The 16920-nt window shown below is 47.4% G+C and carries 19 protein-coding genes and 2 pseudogenes; 11 read left to right on the top strand and 10 right to left on the bottom strand.

The window, feature by feature from the left end:
• Positions 1 to 173, top strand: a pseudogene (locus tag BZJ18_RS15260) (IS4 family transposase); the annotation flags it as partial.
• 108 nt (positions 174 to 281) lie between these two features.
• On the opposite strand, the gene BZJ18_RS15255 reads toward BZJ18_RS15260, so the two are convergent.
• Positions 282 to 1556 (bottom strand): LlaJI family restriction endonuclease, encoded by a 1275-nt coding sequence (locus BZJ18_RS15255; protein WP_158011297.1) that lies wholly within the window; start codon positions 1554 to 1556, stop codon positions 282 to 284.
• Positions 1549 to 3132, bottom strand: coding sequence for an McrB family protein (locus BZJ18_RS15250; RefSeq protein ID WP_241824992.1), 1584 nt, complete (start codon positions 3130 to 3132; stop codon positions 1549 to 1551). The genes BZJ18_RS15255 and BZJ18_RS15250 overlap by 8 nt, the downstream gene beginning before the upstream one ends.
• A gap of 158 nt (positions 3133 to 3290) precedes the next feature.
• Between BZJ18_RS15250 and dcm the strand changes: the two genes are divergently transcribed.
• Entirely contained in the window at positions 3291 to 4613 is a 1323-nt protein-coding gene (gene dcm / locus BZJ18_RS15245; RefSeq protein WP_077458034.1) for a DNA (cytosine-5-)-methyltransferase, read from the top strand.
• A 3-nt stretch (positions 4614 to 4616) separates the two neighbouring features.
• Here dcm and BZJ18_RS15240 read toward each other — a convergent pair whose 3' ends face one another.
• Positions 4617 to 5243: a recombinase family protein gene (locus BZJ18_RS15240; RefSeq protein WP_077458032.1), complete on the bottom strand. Its 627-nt coding sequence runs from the start codon at positions 5241 to 5243 to the stop codon at positions 4617 to 4619.
• 260 nt (positions 5244 to 5503) lie between these two features.
• Between BZJ18_RS15240 and BZJ18_RS15235 the strand changes: the two genes are divergently transcribed.
• Positions 5504 to 6403, top strand: a complete 900-nt coding sequence (locus BZJ18_RS15235; RefSeq protein ID WP_077458030.1) for a BRCT domain-containing protein — start codon at positions 5504 to 5506, stop codon at positions 6401 to 6403.
• 103 nt (positions 6404 to 6506) lie between these two features.
• Here the strand turns inward: BZJ18_RS15235 and BZJ18_RS17710 are convergent, their stop codons facing one another.
• Entirely contained in the window at positions 6507 to 6635 is a 129-nt protein-coding gene (locus BZJ18_RS17710; protein ID WP_256359501.1) for a hypothetical protein, read from the bottom strand.
• 154 nt (positions 6636 to 6789) lie between these two features.
• Between BZJ18_RS17710 and BZJ18_RS15225 the strand changes: the two genes are divergently transcribed.
• Both BZJ18_RS15225 and BZJ18_RS15220 read left to right on the top strand, forming a co-directional pair.
• Positions 6790 to 7089 carry a hypothetical protein gene (locus BZJ18_RS15225; protein ID WP_131825296.1) on the top strand — a complete coding sequence of 100 codons (300 nt, stop codon included), beginning with the start codon at positions 6790 to 6792 and terminating at the stop codon, positions 7087 to 7089.
• A complete protein-coding gene (locus BZJ18_RS15220) occupies positions 7082 to 7408 on the top strand; it encodes a hypothetical protein (protein ID WP_077458024.1) in 327 nt (108 codons plus the stop codon). Before BZJ18_RS15225 ends, BZJ18_RS15220 begins: the two co-directional genes overlap by 8 nt.
• 115 nt (positions 7409 to 7523) lie before the next feature.
• Here the strand turns inward: BZJ18_RS15220 and BZJ18_RS15215 are convergent, their stop codons facing one another.
• From BZJ18_RS15215 to BZJ18_RS15205, 3 genes are all read right to left on the bottom strand, one after another.
• Positions 7524 to 8021, bottom strand: coding sequence for a hypothetical protein (locus tag BZJ18_RS15215; protein ID WP_077458022.1), 498 nt, complete (start codon positions 8019 to 8021; stop codon positions 7524 to 7526).
• Complete coding sequence (locus BZJ18_RS15210) at positions 8002 to 8361, bottom strand: hypothetical protein (RefSeq protein ID WP_069587382.1); 360 nt, start codon at positions 8359 to 8361, stop codon at positions 8002 to 8004. Before BZJ18_RS15210 ends, BZJ18_RS15215 begins: the two co-directional genes overlap by 20 nt.
• A gap of 546 nt (positions 8362 to 8907) precedes the next feature.
• Positions 8908 to 9276 (bottom strand): hypothetical protein, encoded by a 369-nt coding sequence (locus tag BZJ18_RS15205; RefSeq protein ID WP_077458020.1) that lies wholly within the window; start codon positions 9274 to 9276, stop codon positions 8908 to 8910.
• Between the two features lie 186 nt (positions 9277 to 9462).
• Here BZJ18_RS15205 and BZJ18_RS15200 point away from each other — a divergent pair, with 186 nt between their 5' ends.
• Positions 9463 to 9813: a hypothetical protein gene (locus tag BZJ18_RS15200; protein ID WP_077458018.1), complete on the top strand. Its 351-nt coding sequence runs from the start codon at positions 9463 to 9465 to the stop codon at positions 9811 to 9813.
• Positions 9814 to 9946: 133 nt separating this feature from the next.
• On the opposite strand, the gene BZJ18_RS15195 is transcribed toward BZJ18_RS15200, so the two are convergent.
• From BZJ18_RS15195 to BZJ18_RS15185, 3 genes are read right to left on the bottom strand one after another with little or no spacing between them, the layout of a single operon-like run.
• Positions 9947 to 10465 (bottom strand): metal-dependent hydrolase, encoded by a 519-nt coding sequence (locus tag BZJ18_RS15195; RefSeq protein WP_074214911.1) that lies wholly within the window; start codon positions 10463 to 10465, stop codon positions 9947 to 9949.
• Positions 10462 to 11151 carry a hypothetical protein gene (locus tag BZJ18_RS15190; protein ID WP_443216517.1) on the bottom strand — a complete coding sequence of 230 codons (690 nt, stop codon included), beginning with the start codon at positions 11149 to 11151 and terminating at the stop codon, positions 10462 to 10464. The genes BZJ18_RS15195 and BZJ18_RS15190 overlap by 4 nt, the downstream gene beginning before the upstream one ends.
• 40 nt (positions 11152 to 11191) lie before the next feature.
• Entirely contained in the window at positions 11192 to 11914 is a 723-nt protein-coding gene (locus BZJ18_RS15185; RefSeq protein WP_077458016.1) for a hypothetical protein, read from the bottom strand.
• Positions 11915 to 13107: 1193 nt separating this feature from the next.
• On the opposite strand from BZJ18_RS15185, the gene BZJ18_RS15180 reads away from it, so the two are divergent.
• From BZJ18_RS15180 to BZJ18_RS15160, 5 genes and pseudogenes are all read left to right on the top strand, one after another.
• Positions 13108 to 13749, top strand: a complete 642-nt coding sequence (locus tag BZJ18_RS15180; RefSeq protein WP_077458014.1) for an AAA family ATPase — start codon at positions 13108 to 13110, stop codon at positions 13747 to 13749.
• On the top strand, positions 13742 to 14023 hold the full coding sequence (locus BZJ18_RS15175; protein WP_077458012.1) for a hypothetical protein: 282 nt from the start codon (positions 13742 to 13744) through the stop codon (positions 14021 to 14023). The genes BZJ18_RS15180 and BZJ18_RS15175 overlap by 8 nt, the downstream gene beginning before the upstream one ends.
• A gap of 505 nt (positions 14024 to 14528) precedes the next feature.
• On the top strand, positions 14529 to 15608 hold the full coding sequence (locus tag BZJ18_RS15170; protein ID WP_077458010.1) for a replication initiation protein: 1080 nt from the start codon (positions 14529 to 14531) through the stop codon (positions 15606 to 15608).
• Between the two features lie 137 nt (positions 15609 to 15745).
• Positions 15746 to 16342, top strand: a complete 597-nt coding sequence (locus BZJ18_RS15165) for a recombinase family protein (RefSeq protein WP_077458008.1) — start codon at positions 15746 to 15748, stop codon at positions 16340 to 16342.
• A 317-nt stretch (positions 16343 to 16659) separates the two neighbouring features.
• Positions 16660 to 16920, top strand: a pseudogene (locus BZJ18_RS15160) (hypothetical protein); the annotation flags it as partial.

Here is a 16920-nt window from a genome sequence, read left to right as displayed (position 1 = left end):
CGCCAAAGCATGCTCCCAGTCTGTATTGGGCGTACATTAACCTCGGGAAGTTAGCCGGTTGGCATGACTCAAAACGTAATGGCCGAGTTGGCTGGGAAAGGTTATGGGAAGGATGGTTTATGTTACAAACCATCCTTGAAGGTTACCTACTAGCCCAGTCTCTTGACCTCTGAGATGTGATCAAGAGACAGGTTTCTGCGGGCTTTTTTAGTTTTAGCTATCGGTCGCGCTCAATCCCGCAGCGGTTCCGTTGTTTTTAACTAGTCCTGCGAGCGAGATACTCAGTCGCTTTCTTTGCTTAGGATTTCGGTGCGGAGTGTCTGCAGTTTTCTCCCTTGGACGTATGCTTTGATGAGATCCGACGGTGGGCAGTAATGGCAGTGAATGGTTGGGTACTCTGGTAATGCTATCAATTGCGTCTGCTTGTTTTGTCCACGGTTTCCGACGCGAGTGGAAACGAGTCTTTGTGCTGTTCCTGGAAAAACAAAGTGAGTTGTCACTTGTTTGTCCTCTCCTACAACGGAAGCAACGGCTTTTTGATAGTAAAGTTGTTTGACAATATCGGGCCAGCCTGGCGCACTTTGTGGTGTTTGCGCCGCGTAATATTTGGCATCGACAACTGCATAATGCGACTTATCCGCTGTTCGTATCACAGTATCGGTTCTTTGCCCCTTTTCCGCGGCTTCAATGAAGTGGCCGTTTTGGTAGTAATAAGGGACAGGAAGTCGCTGGTTAAACTGCTTAATGCCATCAAGCGTGGTATCAAGCATCGTTTCCCAGACGTTGTGAAAGTGGCGTGTCCCGATCACCAGGGCGCCTTGTTCCTTGCCCCATGCTTTTTCTAAGTATCGGTGTAGCCATTTAAGCAATGTAATATCGCGTTCGGAGTAGGTTTTGGAGAGCTCTAGCGTTAGCAAGGCCAGCTGAGTTTGCTGATCTGTTGTTGGTTGCGGAAACGTGGTTAAGTGAGTGTCATCTTCGGTCTGTTCACCTGCGATGAGTACGCCAAATTTTTTATAAATATCCCTGATTACGGCCGCGTGAATTTTTGCAATTTCACAATCCGAGGCGTATGTACTTCTAGATGATTCAAGCTCCAGATAAACCGGTGTTCCATGATGAGCACTCACAGGGAACGGTGTTTGTCTGGCTACGGTGCGTGCCCAATTGACTTTGCCTGTGTTCACGGTTTTTTTTCGATAGCGCTGAACGTAAAGCCCGTGAGTAATGTAATCTTCGAACAAGTGAATAGCCAACGAAAGCAAATCCGCATTGATCAGATCATCACCGTCGTCATTGTAAATAGCCGTTGGATTTTCAAGGTAATAGCGATCAAACGCTTTTAGCAGGTAGTGTGCTGACAGTGGCTGGTTTTCATGCTCGCCGCTGTTCATGGGCAGAAAAAGCGCCGAGCCTTTGGGCCAGGAAAATAGCCCACAGAACCTTATTCTTTGATGATCAGGGGCTATCAGCCCCTGATGTGTCATTGCACTGATCAGCTCTGCCGGTAGGGTTTGGACCAATGAACGATCAGTAAAAAACTGCAAATCACTCATTGTTGTCTCTGTCTTCCTCGTCAACATCAATAACCGCGGGGGGCGCTTCACTATGTTCGATAATGAGCTGCTCAACCGTTTCATTAAAAACAGGGCTGTCACCTTGGTTGAAAAGGGCTTGTAAAGCACCAAAGGTCGAAATCCCTTCTTTAAAAAGATTGGTTCTGCCTTTATGGCGTAACACGTCGTCCCAGAGGTAGACAAAGAGCTTTCCGCACAGTGATTGCTGCGCACTCTCATCACTGTCCAACTCTTCTTTGTTGAGGAAGAATGGCCCAAGCAATCTGTCTTCAGGAACGCCTATATCTTGCAGCTTTCGGTTGACGACATGGTTGGCGAAGTTTTTCCATGTGATTGTTTTTTCACCGTCACTGGTGCTCAGTTTGAAGGTTTGCTGACTGACATCTGGGTTGGAAAAATCGATTTTGACATACTCAAAGGACCAGCGGCGTTTGAAGGCAGTATCGAGTGGCATCACGGCCTGGTCGCTGCTGTTCATGGTGGCTAATAATGACAAATTATTAGGTAGTGCCAGCTTTGTAATGGGAGCGATGCCTTGATCCGCTAGCTGCTGGTTGATGTAGCTCAGCATGTCAGGGTCAGTGGCATCAATGTCATACTTACTGGCGCCATTTTCTCGGTCGAGTAACTGAAATAACTCCCCAAATACGGCTGCCGCCGGCGCGCGGTTTATTTCCTCGATAATGAGGTAAACATGTTCATCGGCATGTGTTAGGGCTTCGATGAGCGCCGTGGTAAACGGGCCAGGACGAAATTGATAGGCGACCGCTCCGCCTGACATGGTTGGTTTAAGCGCCCCAACAAAGTCCGAGTGTTGTGTGTCTGGGTGGAAAACGGTGACGATTTTCTTTTGGCCAGCGGTCTTTTCCGCAATTTTGTGGCTTTTTCCTGTTCCTGGCGCACCATAGATAATTTCGTTTTTTGCAGCTATGGCTAGATGAGGAGTGGCTTTTGCCGTCGGTAAACTAGATTGATCTTGATAGCGGATCGGATCTTTATCTAGCTGCTCAAAATACTCTCTAATTGTTTGTGATTGCGTAAACGTGCGCACGACGGACTGTAATTTTGCAGCATTAGCAACAATCAATCTTGCCGCGAGCGTCAATGCTGATTGGAACACATCTCCTCTATCAAGCGTTTTTCCTGTTGTCTGTTCACTTTTTTTATAAGGCTGTATCCACCATGATCTATCTGTGATCAGCTTATGGAAATTGTCAGCATCACCTAGGTCCATAGCATCTAGAAAAGACTTGATCTCCAAACCAATCGGCGAGCTGTAATCAAGGTCTTTTGACGGCAGTTTTTTAAAGAATGGCTTTACATCATCACTTTTGAAGCCTTTTTCAGTTAGGTGATTCCTTAAGTCATTACGGGTTTGTTGATACGCGACCAGCGCTTCATCTAACGGCCAAAATGCATAGGCGTACCAAAGCAGTGAAGAGGGCAATTCAGCTCTTAACCCATCTTCACTAATCAATGAAATAGAAAAAGGAAAAATATGACACTCTGATTTGCTCTCGATAGTTGCAAACTCTTGCTTGAGCAATGTTGCCAAGTGCTCATCTATATGGATATCGCCGGTATACTCGAGGCTATCAAAGTGATCTCGGCAGTCTTTAATTAATTGGTTTAAATCTTTAAGCACAACTCACCTTGCCTGTGTACATATACAGTGCTACGATTGCCGGGATTAAAACCGGATAAGAGCCCAGCATGAAAACGACAAATCTAGACAAAGCTCAATATATCAAAACACTGCGCGAAAGGCTTGGACTTGGTCCGACGGAAATGGCTAATTTGTTAGGACTAAATGCGACGGGTGAGCGCACTGTTCGCGGATGGGAGAACGGTGAACATGTCCCCACCCCCGCCAAATGGCAAAGTATTTTATCACTGGAAAGCCAGATGCAAGCACACTACCAAAATGCGCCCTTTCGGCAGGGTAAACAAGAAGATGCAGCGTTTACTTTTATTGACCTTTTCGCTGGGATTGGTGGTATCCGATTACCGTTTCAAAATCAAAACGGTCACTGCGTGTTCACATCAGAGTGGGACAAATTTGCGCAAAAAACTTATCTAGCGAATTATGGTGAAATGCCTAATGGTGATATCACACAAATCCCCGCGCGCACTATCCCTGATCATGATGTTTTACTTGGAGGATTCCCTTGCCAAGCATTCTCTCAAGCTGGTTTAAAACAGGGGTTTAGTGATACACGAGGCACTATGTTCTTCGAAATTCAGCGTATTTTGGCGGAGAAAAAGCCTAAAGCCTTTTTGTTGGAGAATGTTAAGCAGTTACAAGGGCATGATAAAGGCCGGACGTTGAAGACCATCGTCGATATTTTGCAGGGTAAGTACGATCAAGAGATCCCTGATGATGTACCGATGAGTGATGAGTCTCGTCGTGCACTTTCTCAACCACTCAACTACTGGGTAGATGTTCGAGTCCTGCGGGCTGCGGATTTTGGTGCTCCTCAAAATCGAGAGCGGATATTTATTGTCGGTTTTGATCGTGACTATTTTACAGATGTAGATTTCAGCCAGCTTTTCCAGTGGCCGGTACCGCCAAAGACACCAACACGTGTTGGTGACATTCTTCAGCCTCAACATGAATTAGATGAAGAAATTCAACGTGTAGGCAAAGATAAGTATACGATTTCTGATCGGTTGTGGGACGGTCATCGCAAGCGCAAAGAAGAGCACAAAACTAAAGGAAATGGGTTTGGTTACTCTCTGTTCGATGCGAACAGCCCTTACACCAATACCATTAGCGCCCGTTACTATAAAGACGGCTCTGAGATCTTGATTGACCAATCTCACTTAGGAAAAAACCCAAGAAAACTGACGCCTAGAGAGTGCGCAAATCTGCAGGGCTTCCCATCTAACTTTATCGTTGATGCTGTGTCACAGGGCCAGATTTACAAGCAGTTCGGTAACTCTGTGTGTATGAAGGTCATTGATGCATTGGCCGAGTCATTGGTTTCGACATTACATTGTGCTGAGCAAGCGAAGCTGAATCGCAACGTGGCCTAGTTGTTAGGCCTGTATCTCTTTCGCCAAAATCCGACACACTTGCGATCGGCTGTAGCCGGTCGCGTCGGCCACTTCTTTTAAGCTCATGCCCATTTCTCGGTAGCGGTGCACTTTTTGGTGACGTTCGCTATCGGGTTGGCGTCCTTTGTACTTGCCGGCTTGTTTGGCGGCGGCAATGCCTTGTTGCTGTCGGGCGCGGCGAGTTTCGTAATCCTTTCTGGCCATAGCGGCCATCAAGTCAATCAGCATGTTGTTTATTGCATCGAGCACCGCACTCATGATCGGGTCGTGTTGCGCGCTTTGGGTTTGCAGCGCTTGCCAGGAGGTGGGCACATCGAGGCTGACAATGCGCAAGCCGGTGTCTTCAATATGGCGTTTGAGGCTTTTCCAGTCTTGATCGTTTAAGCGCGTCAAGCGGTCGATTTGTTCAACCAGCAAAATGTCATTGGGTTGGGTATCGGCGAGCAGGCGGTTTAGCTCGGGACGTTCCAGCTGGGTACCGCTGATGTTCTCGGTATAAAAAGCGGCGATGCGTTGGCCATGGTCGTTAGCAAACTGGGTCAGGCTGTCTTTGGCGCGCGCGGCATTTTGCTCGTCGGTGGAGGCGCGTAGATAAGCGCGGATAAACATAAAATCCCCTTGTGCGTGAAACGTCTCATTTAGATGGTCGCACAAAGGAGTGTCGCATTTAAGTGGTCACATAGCAAGAATGGGCGACTCCCGAGGGAGTCGCGTTTGGGTATACTTTAATGAAAGTGTAAGTAAATTGATCAATCCTAACTCACGCACTGCCTATTTAATTTGTTACTTGGTTAACACTATTCTAGACAGTGGTTATACGTTAGGGACTGCTCCGTTTATAAAGGGACAGCGCTAATGGAGGATTATCAATGAGTAATAATGATACTGTATCGCCGGATCAACCGACTAAGTTGGCCTGGAACTATAGAAGAAATAAAGCGAAAGCGATTCTGACTCTACAAGGGATTCTTGATGGTGTTCAGGCGGATAAACATCTTAATGATGTGGAAACTGTCTTTCTTCGAGCATGGCAAGATAATGATATTTTTAGCCTAAATGATGGCGATTTCATCGACATCCGTGAGCAAATTGACGATATCCTTGAGGATGGTGTCATTACTCATGATGAACTTGATGATATACAAAGTATGCTATCGACGATTTTGGAGTATAACGACCTCGAAGATGGTGGCTATGAATCAACCGTTAACCATTTACTTGGTTTTTTAAGTGGGATCAGTGTTGATGAAGAGCTAAATGACTTTGAAATACGGAAATTATCCACGTTATTAAATGGCGATCCTGAGCTTGCAAGTAAATGGCCAGCGAATGCAATCAAAAATCGCGTTGATGAAATTCTCGCGGATGATGTGATTGAAGATCGAGAGAGAGACGATTTATTGAACCTAATCAAAGCGGTATCAGGTCAGTCTTTAATGGACTCGGGATTAGCCTACGGGATGTCTGCTGACTTTTCCACGAAAGACAATGCAGATATCTGCTTGTCAGGTAAGTCAATTTGCTTCACCGGTAAATTTTTAAGCGGCTCTAGAAGTACACAGCAACAGCGAGCAGAGGCTCTTGGTGCCTCTGTAAAAAAGAACGTGACAAAGACCTTAGATATTTTAGTGCTTGGTGCTGTTGCGAGCCGAGATTGGCGCTATTCAAGCTATGGACGCAAAATTGAAGGTGCGTTAGAACATCGTATGAACGGTGGTGATATTGAGATCATCAATGAAGAAATATGGAATGAGCTTATCAAAGCATAATTGATGTAAGTTATATAAGTTACGTAACTTACGCCCTATCCTGCTCTATTTCACACGGCTTGCCGGCGGTCGTTCCTCCCTTGTCGCGCCGGTTCAACCGAGCCTAACTGCGCTTCGCAACGTCTCGGCCCTTCGGGTCACGATCAGGGCGAAAAAGCTTTTCACCCCAGCGGCCAAGTGGCGCTAAGCGGCTGGCCGGTTCGTTGTCAGTGCCCTCCTGTGTTTCTTTCATCCCCGTTGACGCTGCTTTCTTATCCTCTGCGCGCAAGAACCTTACACACAAGCGTAAAGTGAACGCTGCGCGCGCTTGTGTCTTAGAACCTTTTGCGCTGTCGGGAAAGCAGGCGAAAACGGCGATGAGAAACACACAACAGGAGGAAATCACCATGCCTAACTCACCTTCACTACCCGCAAGCGCCACTAAGCCCACTGGGGCGAGCAACGTATCGTCGTTGCATCACTCAGGCTCTACAGCAATGAGTGGGCTGCGCCCGTTCCGGGCGGAGCTGATGGATGCGCGTTTGTATCAGCTTTATCAAAATTTAGCGGCCATCAATCCACCGGTAGGCCAAGTGATCGCGGCGTTGAATGTTTGCTTGCGCTCACATGGTTGGGTGATTGCCACTATCGAGGATTTTGAAGCGTTTTTAATGGCTGCAGAAGCGTGGGAGGATGCACATGAATAAGCAAGATTACGCCAAGCAAATCGCGCGCATCATTCTCGGCCAGTTCGGTGGCCAGCGTTTTATTGCCATGACTGGCGCGCGTCAGTTCGTCGCCCTGCCCGCCCCTGGCGTGCAATTTGATTTGCCCGCGCGCTTTGCGCGCGATGGCATCAACCGTGTGCAAGTGGTGCTCGACCCGTGCGATACCTACACGGTGACTTACATGCGCGTCAATCGGCGCACCTTTGCGGTAGAAACGGTACATCAAGAAAGCGGTATCTACTGCGATATGCTCGAGGAGCGTTTTGAAGCGGTGACTGGTTTGGTTACGCAGTTATGATTGTTACGTAAAAAACATAACCCGCATAACTTACGTAAGTTATGCGGGTTGTTAAATGATAAGAAAGTTAATCTTAGTTTGCTAGCTTACTATCGAAACTGTCAGATTCTATTTTTTAATCTTCGTACAAGAGTTTCACTTGTAGAGGATTGAAGGGCWTATTAAAAGGCTCTTTTTTAGATAACATTTTAATGTTAAGGAAATCTAAGTCGCTTAAGGTTTCCCTTTGCTTCTCGTGCATAAACACTTTTTTCAGTGAAAGCCACTCATCTAGCCTTTTCGAATCACCTGTTTCTGCTGCATAATAAAGAAGATATTTCGTATAATTAGCTTCTTCCAATGAAGCGCATCTATCCATGGCCATTTGGCTTAACATGAGTAGTGCGATGCCTCGCTGTTCATTAGATAATTTACTAAACCATTCCGAATCGATGTCCTCTTTTTCAATAGGACTACGGCTTTTTAGACAAGACTCAACTTTACTGTTTAAAACATCATAGGACTCTAGCATTTCACCACGAAGATGATCTGACCAAGTATTTGCACTAATGGAAGGTGACAGCCCTAGAAACAAAGCAAGTAAGGCTATTTTTTTATAGCGAGTTATAAACACAGATCCAAAACTCCCTTTCTTTTCCCATGGATATGTCTGCAGTTGATGCGGCGATTTGTTCGAGTTTAGCTCGACGAATAGCACTAACCCCTACGACAGCTTCAGAGAACAATTTCCAATTATACCCTACCAAATTATATGATATGGCACCCATGTTCGCACTAAGATAAGTATCTCTACCAGCAAATATACTAAAAGAGGGTGCTGCCATTAGTACGTTTTCCAGTAGCGATGACATATCTACTACTTTATTCATTTGATTGACTGCATCAGTTGTTTTTGAAGTAGGTTCAAAACCCTCAATGCTACAGTAATCACCTTTTACAGGGGATACGCTCATATCTTTATCCGGTTAAAAAACAAAATAACTCTTGAAAATAACACTTTTGTTTGGTTTTTAAACAGATAACATTGGAACAAATATCACGAATTTAACCATTGTTTGTATTTACTGAACAGTCACCACTTGCAACCCACTCTATTAATTTTCAAATAAAACAAGCACTTACTGTATTTTAAAAAACAAGGTATCCAGTAGTAAATCCAACCACCATTACGATGATAGCGGTAAGCGCCATATTGTTAATGACCCACTCGTCCATTATCTATCCCTCATGTTTTTGTGCATCTGCATAAAACTATACCAGAGAAATGCCGTTCTTTTTGTCTCACATTGCCTCGCCACCCTGTACGTAATCAGTGCTTGCCAGACACATCAGTCGGTAATCGTTTCGTGCGTACGAAAAAATATAGGCGTTTGGGGTGAGTGCAGGATTCGTAATGTGCTGGCATTTGGTACCAAAATTTATGTGAGCCAACATGACGCCTCCGTCAATCACAGATTGTCTCACACTTATCCACTGAAACTGTTATACCACTATCGATATCACGCGTCTGTCAACGAACGAACAAAGGTAGTTAGGCCGTCCTTGGTGAGAAGGTGCAGGCCAAAATCCAGATCGAAATAGTAGACGTACCCTTGGTTCTCTTCGCCAACGCCAAGACAAAATACAGCGTTTCCGTAGCTGGCCATAAACGGAAGGATCGATTCATTATCGAGGTATGGGGCAAAGTTCAGGTATATCTCTTCTAACTCATCTTCGGCAAACACTTCTTCAATTGATAGTGTGTCGTCGGGAATCGCTTGGTTGACGGCATCATAATCGGCAAGGTCGACAACCTTATCTAAAAGCTCGTCTTCTTGCGCCCAAATAGGTGCCAGCACGCTTTTGGTTATGGCGATTATTTTCGTCATTGTCGCGCGTATACCTAGCTTTTAATCGTGGTCAACAAGCGATGCATGGTGCCAGATTATGTAGTCAATAGACAGGCTTTTTGTATGGCTTAAAATGATAAATTTAACCATGATTAACTTTCATAACTAGCATAACTTACGTAAGTTATGCTATAATTAAGGTGTTGAATTTAAAGGGGTGTGGCAATGACTTATCAAGCATGTTTTGGCGCGGACTTTGATTTAGGATTTTCCATGGCGAGCTTGCCGGTTACCTTGGTCGACAGAAGCTATCACAATGATGTGTGCCCATCGTTCTACTTCGAGCTTGATGCGCGTTACTACATTTTGTATGTCGATTTTTGCAATCCTGAGCAGCGCGAAAACCCAGATGCGAGTCGTTATACGATCGTGATGGCCATCAACGAAGGTGATGCCGAGTATCCGGAAATTTTCCCCGATGACATGGAGCCAGATTTGTTCGCCACTGACGATGCTGCCGCGTTGGTGCAGTATGTGGCGTCGTTAGCGAAAGGAAGCGCCAGTGAGGCGCATTGATGGGGAAGTACTTCCCTGTGGTAATCACAGATAGTCTCATACTTATCCACTGAAATTGTAGTTAAGTCACCGGCAGGCCAAAAGCTCGTTACTACACTTATGCTCTAATCGTAATTTATTTAACTTACGTAAGTTAAATAAGTCTAAAGCGGTTCGCTTTCCACTCTTTACCATCGATTAAACCACTATCATAAAGCCCGCCCCAGTCGTAGAAAAACGGTGCAAAGCCGTCGCCACCGGTTAGGTGCGACAGCGCAATGCAAACCAGTACCACAGCACCGGCGATCGCGTATTCGACTGGGTCGCCGGTGCGAAATCGCCCGCCAAATAAGTGAAAACGTCTGTCGCTATACGGCGAAAATGGCACGCCGGTAACTGTCATTGCATCGGTAAGAATATGGCTGACGCCGCCCCACGCGAACGCTGTAAGAAGGCCATGCCAATCCCAAATGAAGGTCGCGGCGAGCGCGAAGATTAACCAGTGTGAAAATAAGTGAGTATGACCGCGGTGTTTGACTCGTTTGCCGGTGAGTTTTATCAGCCACTCGAGCCAATCCGGTGCCGTCGCGCCCGCCACAGCTGCAGCCACATGCGGCGGTGAAACCACTGCGCACGCGGCACCGGCGATAAGCGTGTGATTAAACCATCTCATCGCGGTTGCTCACTGGGTAACTTGGCCACCTTTTTTAAGTAGTCGTTCATCACTGCTTGTTGGGTGTCATCGCACATTGCAGCGAGCGCTAAGCGAAACTCGGTCACTTTGGCTTCAAACTGCAACACATCGCGCTGACTGCCCGCCACTTTTTCTAAATAGCCGACCTGCTCGTTGACGTTCGCGATCCCTTCTTTCACCCGCGCTTGAGCGCGTGCTTCAAGTGCCATGTATAGCCCCATCATCCGGTACGCATGATTGCGGTTGGCTATCGCGTTAGCAAAGCTTGCGACCGCGGTCGCCGTGTTGGTTCGGCGTTGGTATTCCCAGTTGCGTTCACGCGATTGCTCGGTGGAGCTATACAGCGGCATCTTGCCGACAATTCCCACGTAGTGCTCGCTAATCTCCGGCCAGTTGTCGGTGCTGTATTGATCTAAGCTGCTCTTCATTCCCGCGACGATGTTGATATCAACGTTGAATTTGCTTTTTTCGGGATAGCAGTGGGTGATTGCGCGATAAATCGCATCGGTATCGGGGCGCGGCGCGGTTTTGAGCGCCGGTACGGCAGTATTAAAGTGGGGCGCTTGACCGTTGAGCGTCGGCAGCTCGAAAGGATGCACTTCTGGCGGCGGTGGCGCGCTGTCCTCCCATGAAAAATCCGCTGTTGGCCACTCGCTTGCGTGCACAGAAACAGCAAACAAAGCGCAGGCGACAGCGATACGCGCATTAGTCCGCACGGCTCGATCTCCGGCCGGTTCCTAGCATTTGTAATCCGCCCAATACCGCGCCGGCTTCCCACGCGCCGGCCATTACGCATGTGGCGATGAGTAGCCAAATTAGCACCTTGGTGGTGTCATAACTAACATCCGACTCTAAATTGGTGCGCTGTGGTTCGCGGCGTTCAACCAGCGGCCGCACCGAGGGCGGCAAACGGCCTTCTTCGCTGGCGCTCACCACCCACAATTTACTGGCGAGCATGCACTGGCGGGCAATTTGCGCTTTGCGTCCCGTGAGTTTGTGCGCGTCATCGATAAACAGCATCGCGCCGGTTTCAGCAATGTACTCACTGAGTAACGCGGCTTTTTGCTGCAAGTTGAGTTTCGCCCAGGGCGGGGCAGGATTTTCGTCATCCTGTCGTTCGGCATGCCACTTGTCGATCCCGGGGACTTCAATCCAGCTACTCAGCGGCATCAAGCCTTCCAGCCAAACCGGTTCTGCTTGCGCGCCCCAAATTTCTACGCGTGAATCATACAAACGGCGCAGCCAGCGCGATTTACCGCTATCGTGTGCGCCGGTGATTAACTGACACTGCTTGCGTTTTAACGCCCGTTCGCGCCGCGACTTGGTGGGTGCATAGCGACGCGGCGCGTCGACAATCAGCGGCGTCACGTACTTGTGACCACTTTTGCGCGTGCGTTTGCTGTCTGTGCGTAGCTTTAAAAAGCGCATGCTCCCTCCTTTGAATCATCAATCCTAGTGACCCAACGCGCAGAGAAAACGCTTGTCGCGCGAGCGTGCGATCCAGTGTTCATCACCGTGTAACGGGCGCAAAACATTGCGCGAAGCGCCGCGCCGCAGGCAACAAAAATTGTTCGGATAACATGGGCTTTTCCCGTGCATGCAAAAAGAAAAAAAAGACAAAACTAAGGGGTAAACAAACCACRACCACCAAAAACACATCCGCAGCCCCCCACAGACACGAAAATTCCGACCCTTAAATCCGGACAAGACAAAAACAGGTCTTTGACGGGGGCTGGGTGATGCACCAAAGAGGCGTTAACATCAACCAAAATCCGTGCCCGTCTAGACAAGTTATGTTGGCTATTCAGCGCAGATGCTTTATCAGGTGCGATCATTTCGTAGCAGATTAGATAGAGCTGGGCATAGCTACACAGGTCGCCACTCCTGTTGCAAAGTTGGGACGTCAATCCTTCTATTTCCAAGTCAGTTTGCTGCTCGAGTAAGTTAATAAAACTCATAAGTTAAGTAACTTACGTAATAAGCGAACCCTTATAACTTGGCTCACCCGTAGCCAGAACCTGTTTATCGTATCGCTTTGGCCAAGCAACACGCGTTTCCGTCAAAACGGCATCTGTCTGTCACTGCATGCTTGCTTTTGTTCATAACAAACAGCCGCCCACTTTTTTCATGTCGCTGGCGTTGGTTTACCCGCAACGACTAAGTGCATGCAGAAACTCATTAATGCGAGAGATATCTCGAGGACGAATTGAAGTGACCTCAGTCAAGAGGCATACTGAAAAGCGATGTGTATTCTCCGTTGTGAGCGCAACGGCCAATTCGACCTAAATAATTACATCGATACTCCTATCTGGCTGATCCTTGCGATCCACCATACTGAGCTATGTTTTGCTGTCATGGGCGACAAAGATGTGTGCGACGCGTGGGGATCATTTTTTTCTGTAACGGTTTCTCATTACATCAAGATATTGAAATCAATCCAGACTTTTAATGCACTATAACTTTAAACCTACTTAAAAGACCAATAATCAACGACAGCGAAAGCAGCAACATAAGTGCATACTCAACCAAGCTTGATACATGATCAGCGCGATTTTATGTTTACTTAACTTACGACAATTACTACACTTACGTAAGTTTCATAACTTACGAGGGAGCGCGTGATGGGAAAGATATTTTTACTCGGCAGCCAGAAAGGCGGCTGCGGTAAATCCACGCTGGCCATCAATGTCGCGGGCTGGTTGTTAGATAAAAACGCAGATGTGATTTTGGTGGATGCCGATCCGCAAGGCAGTGCGGCGCGCTGGGCGCAAGACCGGCAAGAAAATGAAAGCATCGGTAACATTCCGCACGTACAAGCATCCGGCAACATCAACCAGACGCTGAAAGACCTAGCGTCGAAATACGAATACGTTGTGGTTGATACCGCAGGCCGTGATAGCCGCGAACTGCGCACCGGCATGGTCGTCGCCGATATCGTTATTTCGCCATCGCGCCCCTCGCAATACGATCTCGACACACTGCCACACCTCACTGAGGTGTACTTACAAGCCCAGGATTTAAACCCGAACTTGCGCGGTTATTTAGTGCTGAACATGAGCCCGACGAATCCTGTTATCAAAGAAGCGGATGATGCACGCGAATACCTGAGTGATTTTCCCGAGTTCCAACTTGCTGAGACGCTTATCCACGATCGCAAAGCGTTCCGCGATTGCATCGCGGAGGGTAAGACAGTGTTTGAGTGGCGCGACCCAAAAGCCCGCGATGAGATGGAACGGTTGATGGAGGAGATCACAAATGGTTAAACGTCGCGAACGCACACCAAACACCCAAGATATCGAAAAGTTTGCTAGTGCGGCAGAACCGCACGTTGAAGCGCAAAAAACGTCGAAGCAAAAATATAAGCGTTTGACGTTCTCGCTCACAGAGCGTGAAGATGCGTTGATCAATGAGCTATCGCTTAAGCCGCGTACATTCCGCTGCAGTCGTTCCAAAGTCGTCACAGCGGCTGTGGCTCACTTAGCGACGTTATCTGACGATGAGATCGTCGCCCTTCTTGAAAAAACACAAAAAGATTGATTATGGGAACTGTGGATTTGTGTGGTAACTCAGCGAGTTATCCACAATCCACAGTCTCTATAATAATCTATATAGATCTATAAGATCTCTATAAGAGATCTATAAAGATCTATAGCGTATAAAAAGTCATTTAAAATCATTATCTTATAACGCTAAAGGTCACACTTTTTTAGTGTTGTGGTTACAGATTTTTAGTGTTTTAGGCCTTTGCGGTCACATATTTTTAGTCTATGGTCACATTTTTTTAGTGTTTCGGATCGTTTTCTTAGTGTTATGGTCACATATTTTTAGTGTCATGCGATTATTTATCTAATGGTCACAGATTTTTAGTGTCTGTGACTAATCAAAACAGCGTGTTGGGTGAAAAGTGAACAGGGCGACTAATTAGATCGTATTGGTCACAGATTTTTAGTGTTTGGGGAGAAAAGCGCTTTAACGGTAACAGATTTTTAGTATGCTAAGCACTCACACTAAAAAAATGTGACCCTTGGCACGGAATCTTTTAATGACAGACGATACAGATCGCCGCTTTCAAGTTTCAACAGAAACCGCAAGCGACCTACCCAAACAGTTTTTCAAGAAAAGTCATGAGCTTGTTTTCAGCCAACTTGGCCTCACTGCGCGTGAGCATGACATGATGGCGCTGTTCTTGGCTAAGCTCCATCGCGATCACTGGAATGACTATCTTGAGCGCCGCGACATCCACGCGCCGCGCTATGTCTTCTCATCAGACGTGCTTAAAGATTGGTTTGGGTTAGATGCTAAACAGCTCTATCCGACCCTGCGTCCTGTTGCTGAGCGTTTATCGAGCCGCAAAGTCGGTATTCAGAACGACAGCGAACAAGAGTTCGATTTTATCCCGCTGTTCGCGCGTGTGCGCTATCAGAAAGGGCAACTGACCATCGTGCCCAACTCCGAGCTGTTGCACGCGTATGTGGATTACTCAGCCGGTCATGCGCAGATCAATCACCACGCATTTAGAAAGCTCAAATCTGAGCACTCAAAACGCCTCTTCACGCTGTTATCGCGCTTTCGTGAGACCGGCGTGTTGCATCCGCAATCAATCGAAGCGCTACACGGCTTATTTGGACTGCTGGATGAAAAGGGCAATCTGATCAAGCCGAGCTATCGCAGCAACAAAGTGTTTATCGACCGCTGTATCCGCAAACCGATCAAAGAAATGATGCAGTGTCCCGAAGTGATCAAAGAGCTTGAATTTCACACCGACAGCAAAACCGGCAATGTGGGCTTTGCGCCAATCATGCAGGGACGAAAAATGGTGGCAGTACAGTTCTTGTATCGTTGGAAAACGCACGATCAAATGGCAGAAAAACAAGCACGGGAAAAACTCGCGGCTGAGCCAGCACCGGATGATCCTATGCTGACGCTCGTACGCGAAGCCTGGCAGGTTGTGATGAGCTGGCCGTATGGCGGAGAGCTGACAGACAAGCACGATTTTGCGCTGCGCTCGGTCGAGCTTGGGATCATCAAAATGCCCGAAGACAAACCGATTGATGCGACGTTTATCTCGCGCCTGAATACCATTCGTAGTGAAATGCTTGCCACGGAAAACGACAAAGAATAAGTTAAGTAACTTACGTAAGTTATTCGCATTATGTAAGTTACATCACTGACGTAAGTCGTGATTCTCGTCGCATTATCAATCGCTTAAATAGCAAGCCCCTCGCGCACTTCGCACTATAACGTGAAGGAGGTGCGCCCATGCCCAATTACGCTTATCTTCGCGTCTCGAGCGACAGCCAAGACACGGCCAACCAAAAACACGGTATTTTGGATTATGCCAACCGAGCCGGATTGGCCAACTTACAGTTTGTGGAAGACACCGCCTCGGGCGCCAAAAAATGGCACGAACGGCGACTTGGCCAGCTGCTTAGTGGCATGGAGTCGGGAGACACCATTGTGTTTGCTGAGATCTCGCGAATGGCACGCTCCACGCTGCAAGTGCTCGAGATTTTAGAGCACTGCATGGCGCATCAGTTAAACGTGCATATCGCCAAACAAAACATGCAGCTCGACGGCTCGATGCAAGCGCGTATTGTGGCGACCGTGTTGGGCTTGGCCGGTGAGATTGAGCGCGAATTTATCCGCATGCGCACCCGTGAAGCACTCGCCGCACGCAAAGAAAAAGGCATTCGTTTAGGGCGGCCAAAAGGACCCGCTGCAAAGCTAAAACTCGATGCCAAACGGGAGCAAATTGAGAAGTATCGCACCATGGGGCTTAGCTTGCGCGAAACCGCGCGGCTGATTGATACGCCCCCGAGTACGCTGGCCGACTATGTGAAACGGCGGGGGATTTAGAAGAGTGCGAAACCGCTCGAAACATTGCCCATGCAAAGGGTGATAATCTTATCTTTGCACGTGAGCGTTAATCATTCGTGCCGATCTGGTCACGCGATAAGTGACTAAACGCGCCTCCTCTGTTGATTACAAACGGGCGCGTTTTCCCTTCATTTTGATACACCACTTCGAAAAATGGCTCATGTCGAGTGTTCACACATAATGTGAAAAAATTTTAAGTCATTGTTATTTGTTATCTTTTGTGTGATTTTTTAATTTGGGGCAAGTTTTTGCCTCAGGATTTTCTGTTATATCATGCCGTTATGTAGAAACACGAGATGATGAAAGTGGACATCAGTCGAATAAACACGCGCTGGATTGAAGGGGACACACAGCCAGAAGCTCCAGCGGCCAAAGAAACACAACAAGAAAAACTCGCTCGCCATCGCAAGGCTCGCTTCGAACAAAGCGATCAAGCATGGGAGTATGTGCAAGCCAATGAAGGCCGCTATGCCAAGCACAGAGCAGAGGTACTTGCCAAAAGAAAGCCGTCAGAACAGGTTTATCCGTTTACAGATACAGATGAAGCGTTGCTCGAA

Source organism: Salinivibrio sp. IB872, assembly GCF_001995345.1.
Lineage (GTDB): Bacteria > Pseudomonadota > Gammaproteobacteria > Enterobacterales > Vibrionaceae > Salinivibrio > Salinivibrio proteolyticus.
This window is presented reverse-complemented; position numbering and strand designations above follow the sequence as displayed.

What these genes read in the sequence shown, in the direction of transcription:
- BZJ18_RS15255 (WP_158011297.1), bottom strand. Translation starts at nt 1,556, where the DNA reads ATGAGTGATTTGCAGTTTTTTACTGATCGTTCATTGGTCCAAACCCTA.
- dcm (WP_077458034.1), top strand. Translation starts at nt 3,291, where the DNA reads ATGAAAACGACAAATCTAGACAAAGCTCAATATATCAAAACACTGCGC.
- BZJ18_RS15240 (WP_077458032.1), bottom strand. Translation starts at nt 5,243, where the DNA reads ATGTTTATCCGCGCTTATCTACGCGCCTCCACCGACGAGCAAAATGCC.
- BZJ18_RS15235 (WP_077458030.1), top strand. Translation starts at nt 5,504, where the DNA reads ATGAGTAATAATGATACTGTATCGCCGGATCAACCGACTAAGTTGGCC.
- BZJ18_RS17710 (WP_256359501.1), bottom strand. Translation starts at nt 6,635, where the DNA reads ATGAAAGAAACACAGGAGGGCACTGACAACGAACCGGCCAGCCGCTTA.
- BZJ18_RS15225 (WP_131825296.1), top strand. Translation starts at nt 6,790, where the DNA reads ATGCCTAACTCACCTTCACTACCCGCAAGCGCCACTAAGCCCACTGGG.
- BZJ18_RS15220 (WP_077458024.1), top strand. Translation starts at nt 7,082, where the DNA reads ATGAATAAGCAAGATTACGCCAAGCAAATCGCGCGCATCATTCTCGGC.
- BZJ18_RS15210 (WP_069587382.1), bottom strand. Translation starts at nt 8,361, where the DNA reads ATGAGCGTATCCCCTGTAAAAGGTGATTACTGTAGCATTGAGGGTTTT.
- BZJ18_RS15205 (WP_077458020.1), bottom strand. Translation starts at nt 9,276, where the DNA reads ATGACGAAAATAATCGCCATAACCAAAAGCGTGCTGGCACCTATTTGG.
- BZJ18_RS15200 (WP_077458018.1), top strand. Translation starts at nt 9,463, where the DNA reads ATGACTTATCAAGCATGTTTTGGCGCGGACTTTGATTTAGGATTTTCC.
- BZJ18_RS15195 (WP_074214911.1), bottom strand. Translation starts at nt 10,465, where the DNA reads ATGAGATGGTTTAATCACACGCTTATCGCCGGTGCCGCGTGCGCAGTG.
- BZJ18_RS15185 (WP_077458016.1), bottom strand. Translation starts at nt 11,914, where the DNA reads ATGCGCTTTTTAAAGCTACGCACAGACAGCAAACGCACGCGCAAAAGT.
- BZJ18_RS15180 (WP_077458014.1), top strand. Translation starts at nt 13,108, where the DNA reads ATGGGAAAGATATTTTTACTCGGCAGCCAGAAAGGCGGCTGCGGTAAA.
- BZJ18_RS15175 (WP_077458012.1), top strand. Translation starts at nt 13,742, where the DNA reads ATGGTTAAACGTCGCGAACGCACACCAAACACCCAAGATATCGAAAAG.
- BZJ18_RS15170 (WP_077458010.1), top strand. Translation starts at nt 14,529, where the DNA reads ATGACAGACGATACAGATCGCCGCTTTCAAGTTTCAACAGAAACCGCA.
- BZJ18_RS15165 (WP_077458008.1), top strand. Translation starts at nt 15,746, where the DNA reads ATGCCCAATTACGCTTATCTTCGCGTCTCGAGCGACAGCCAAGACACG.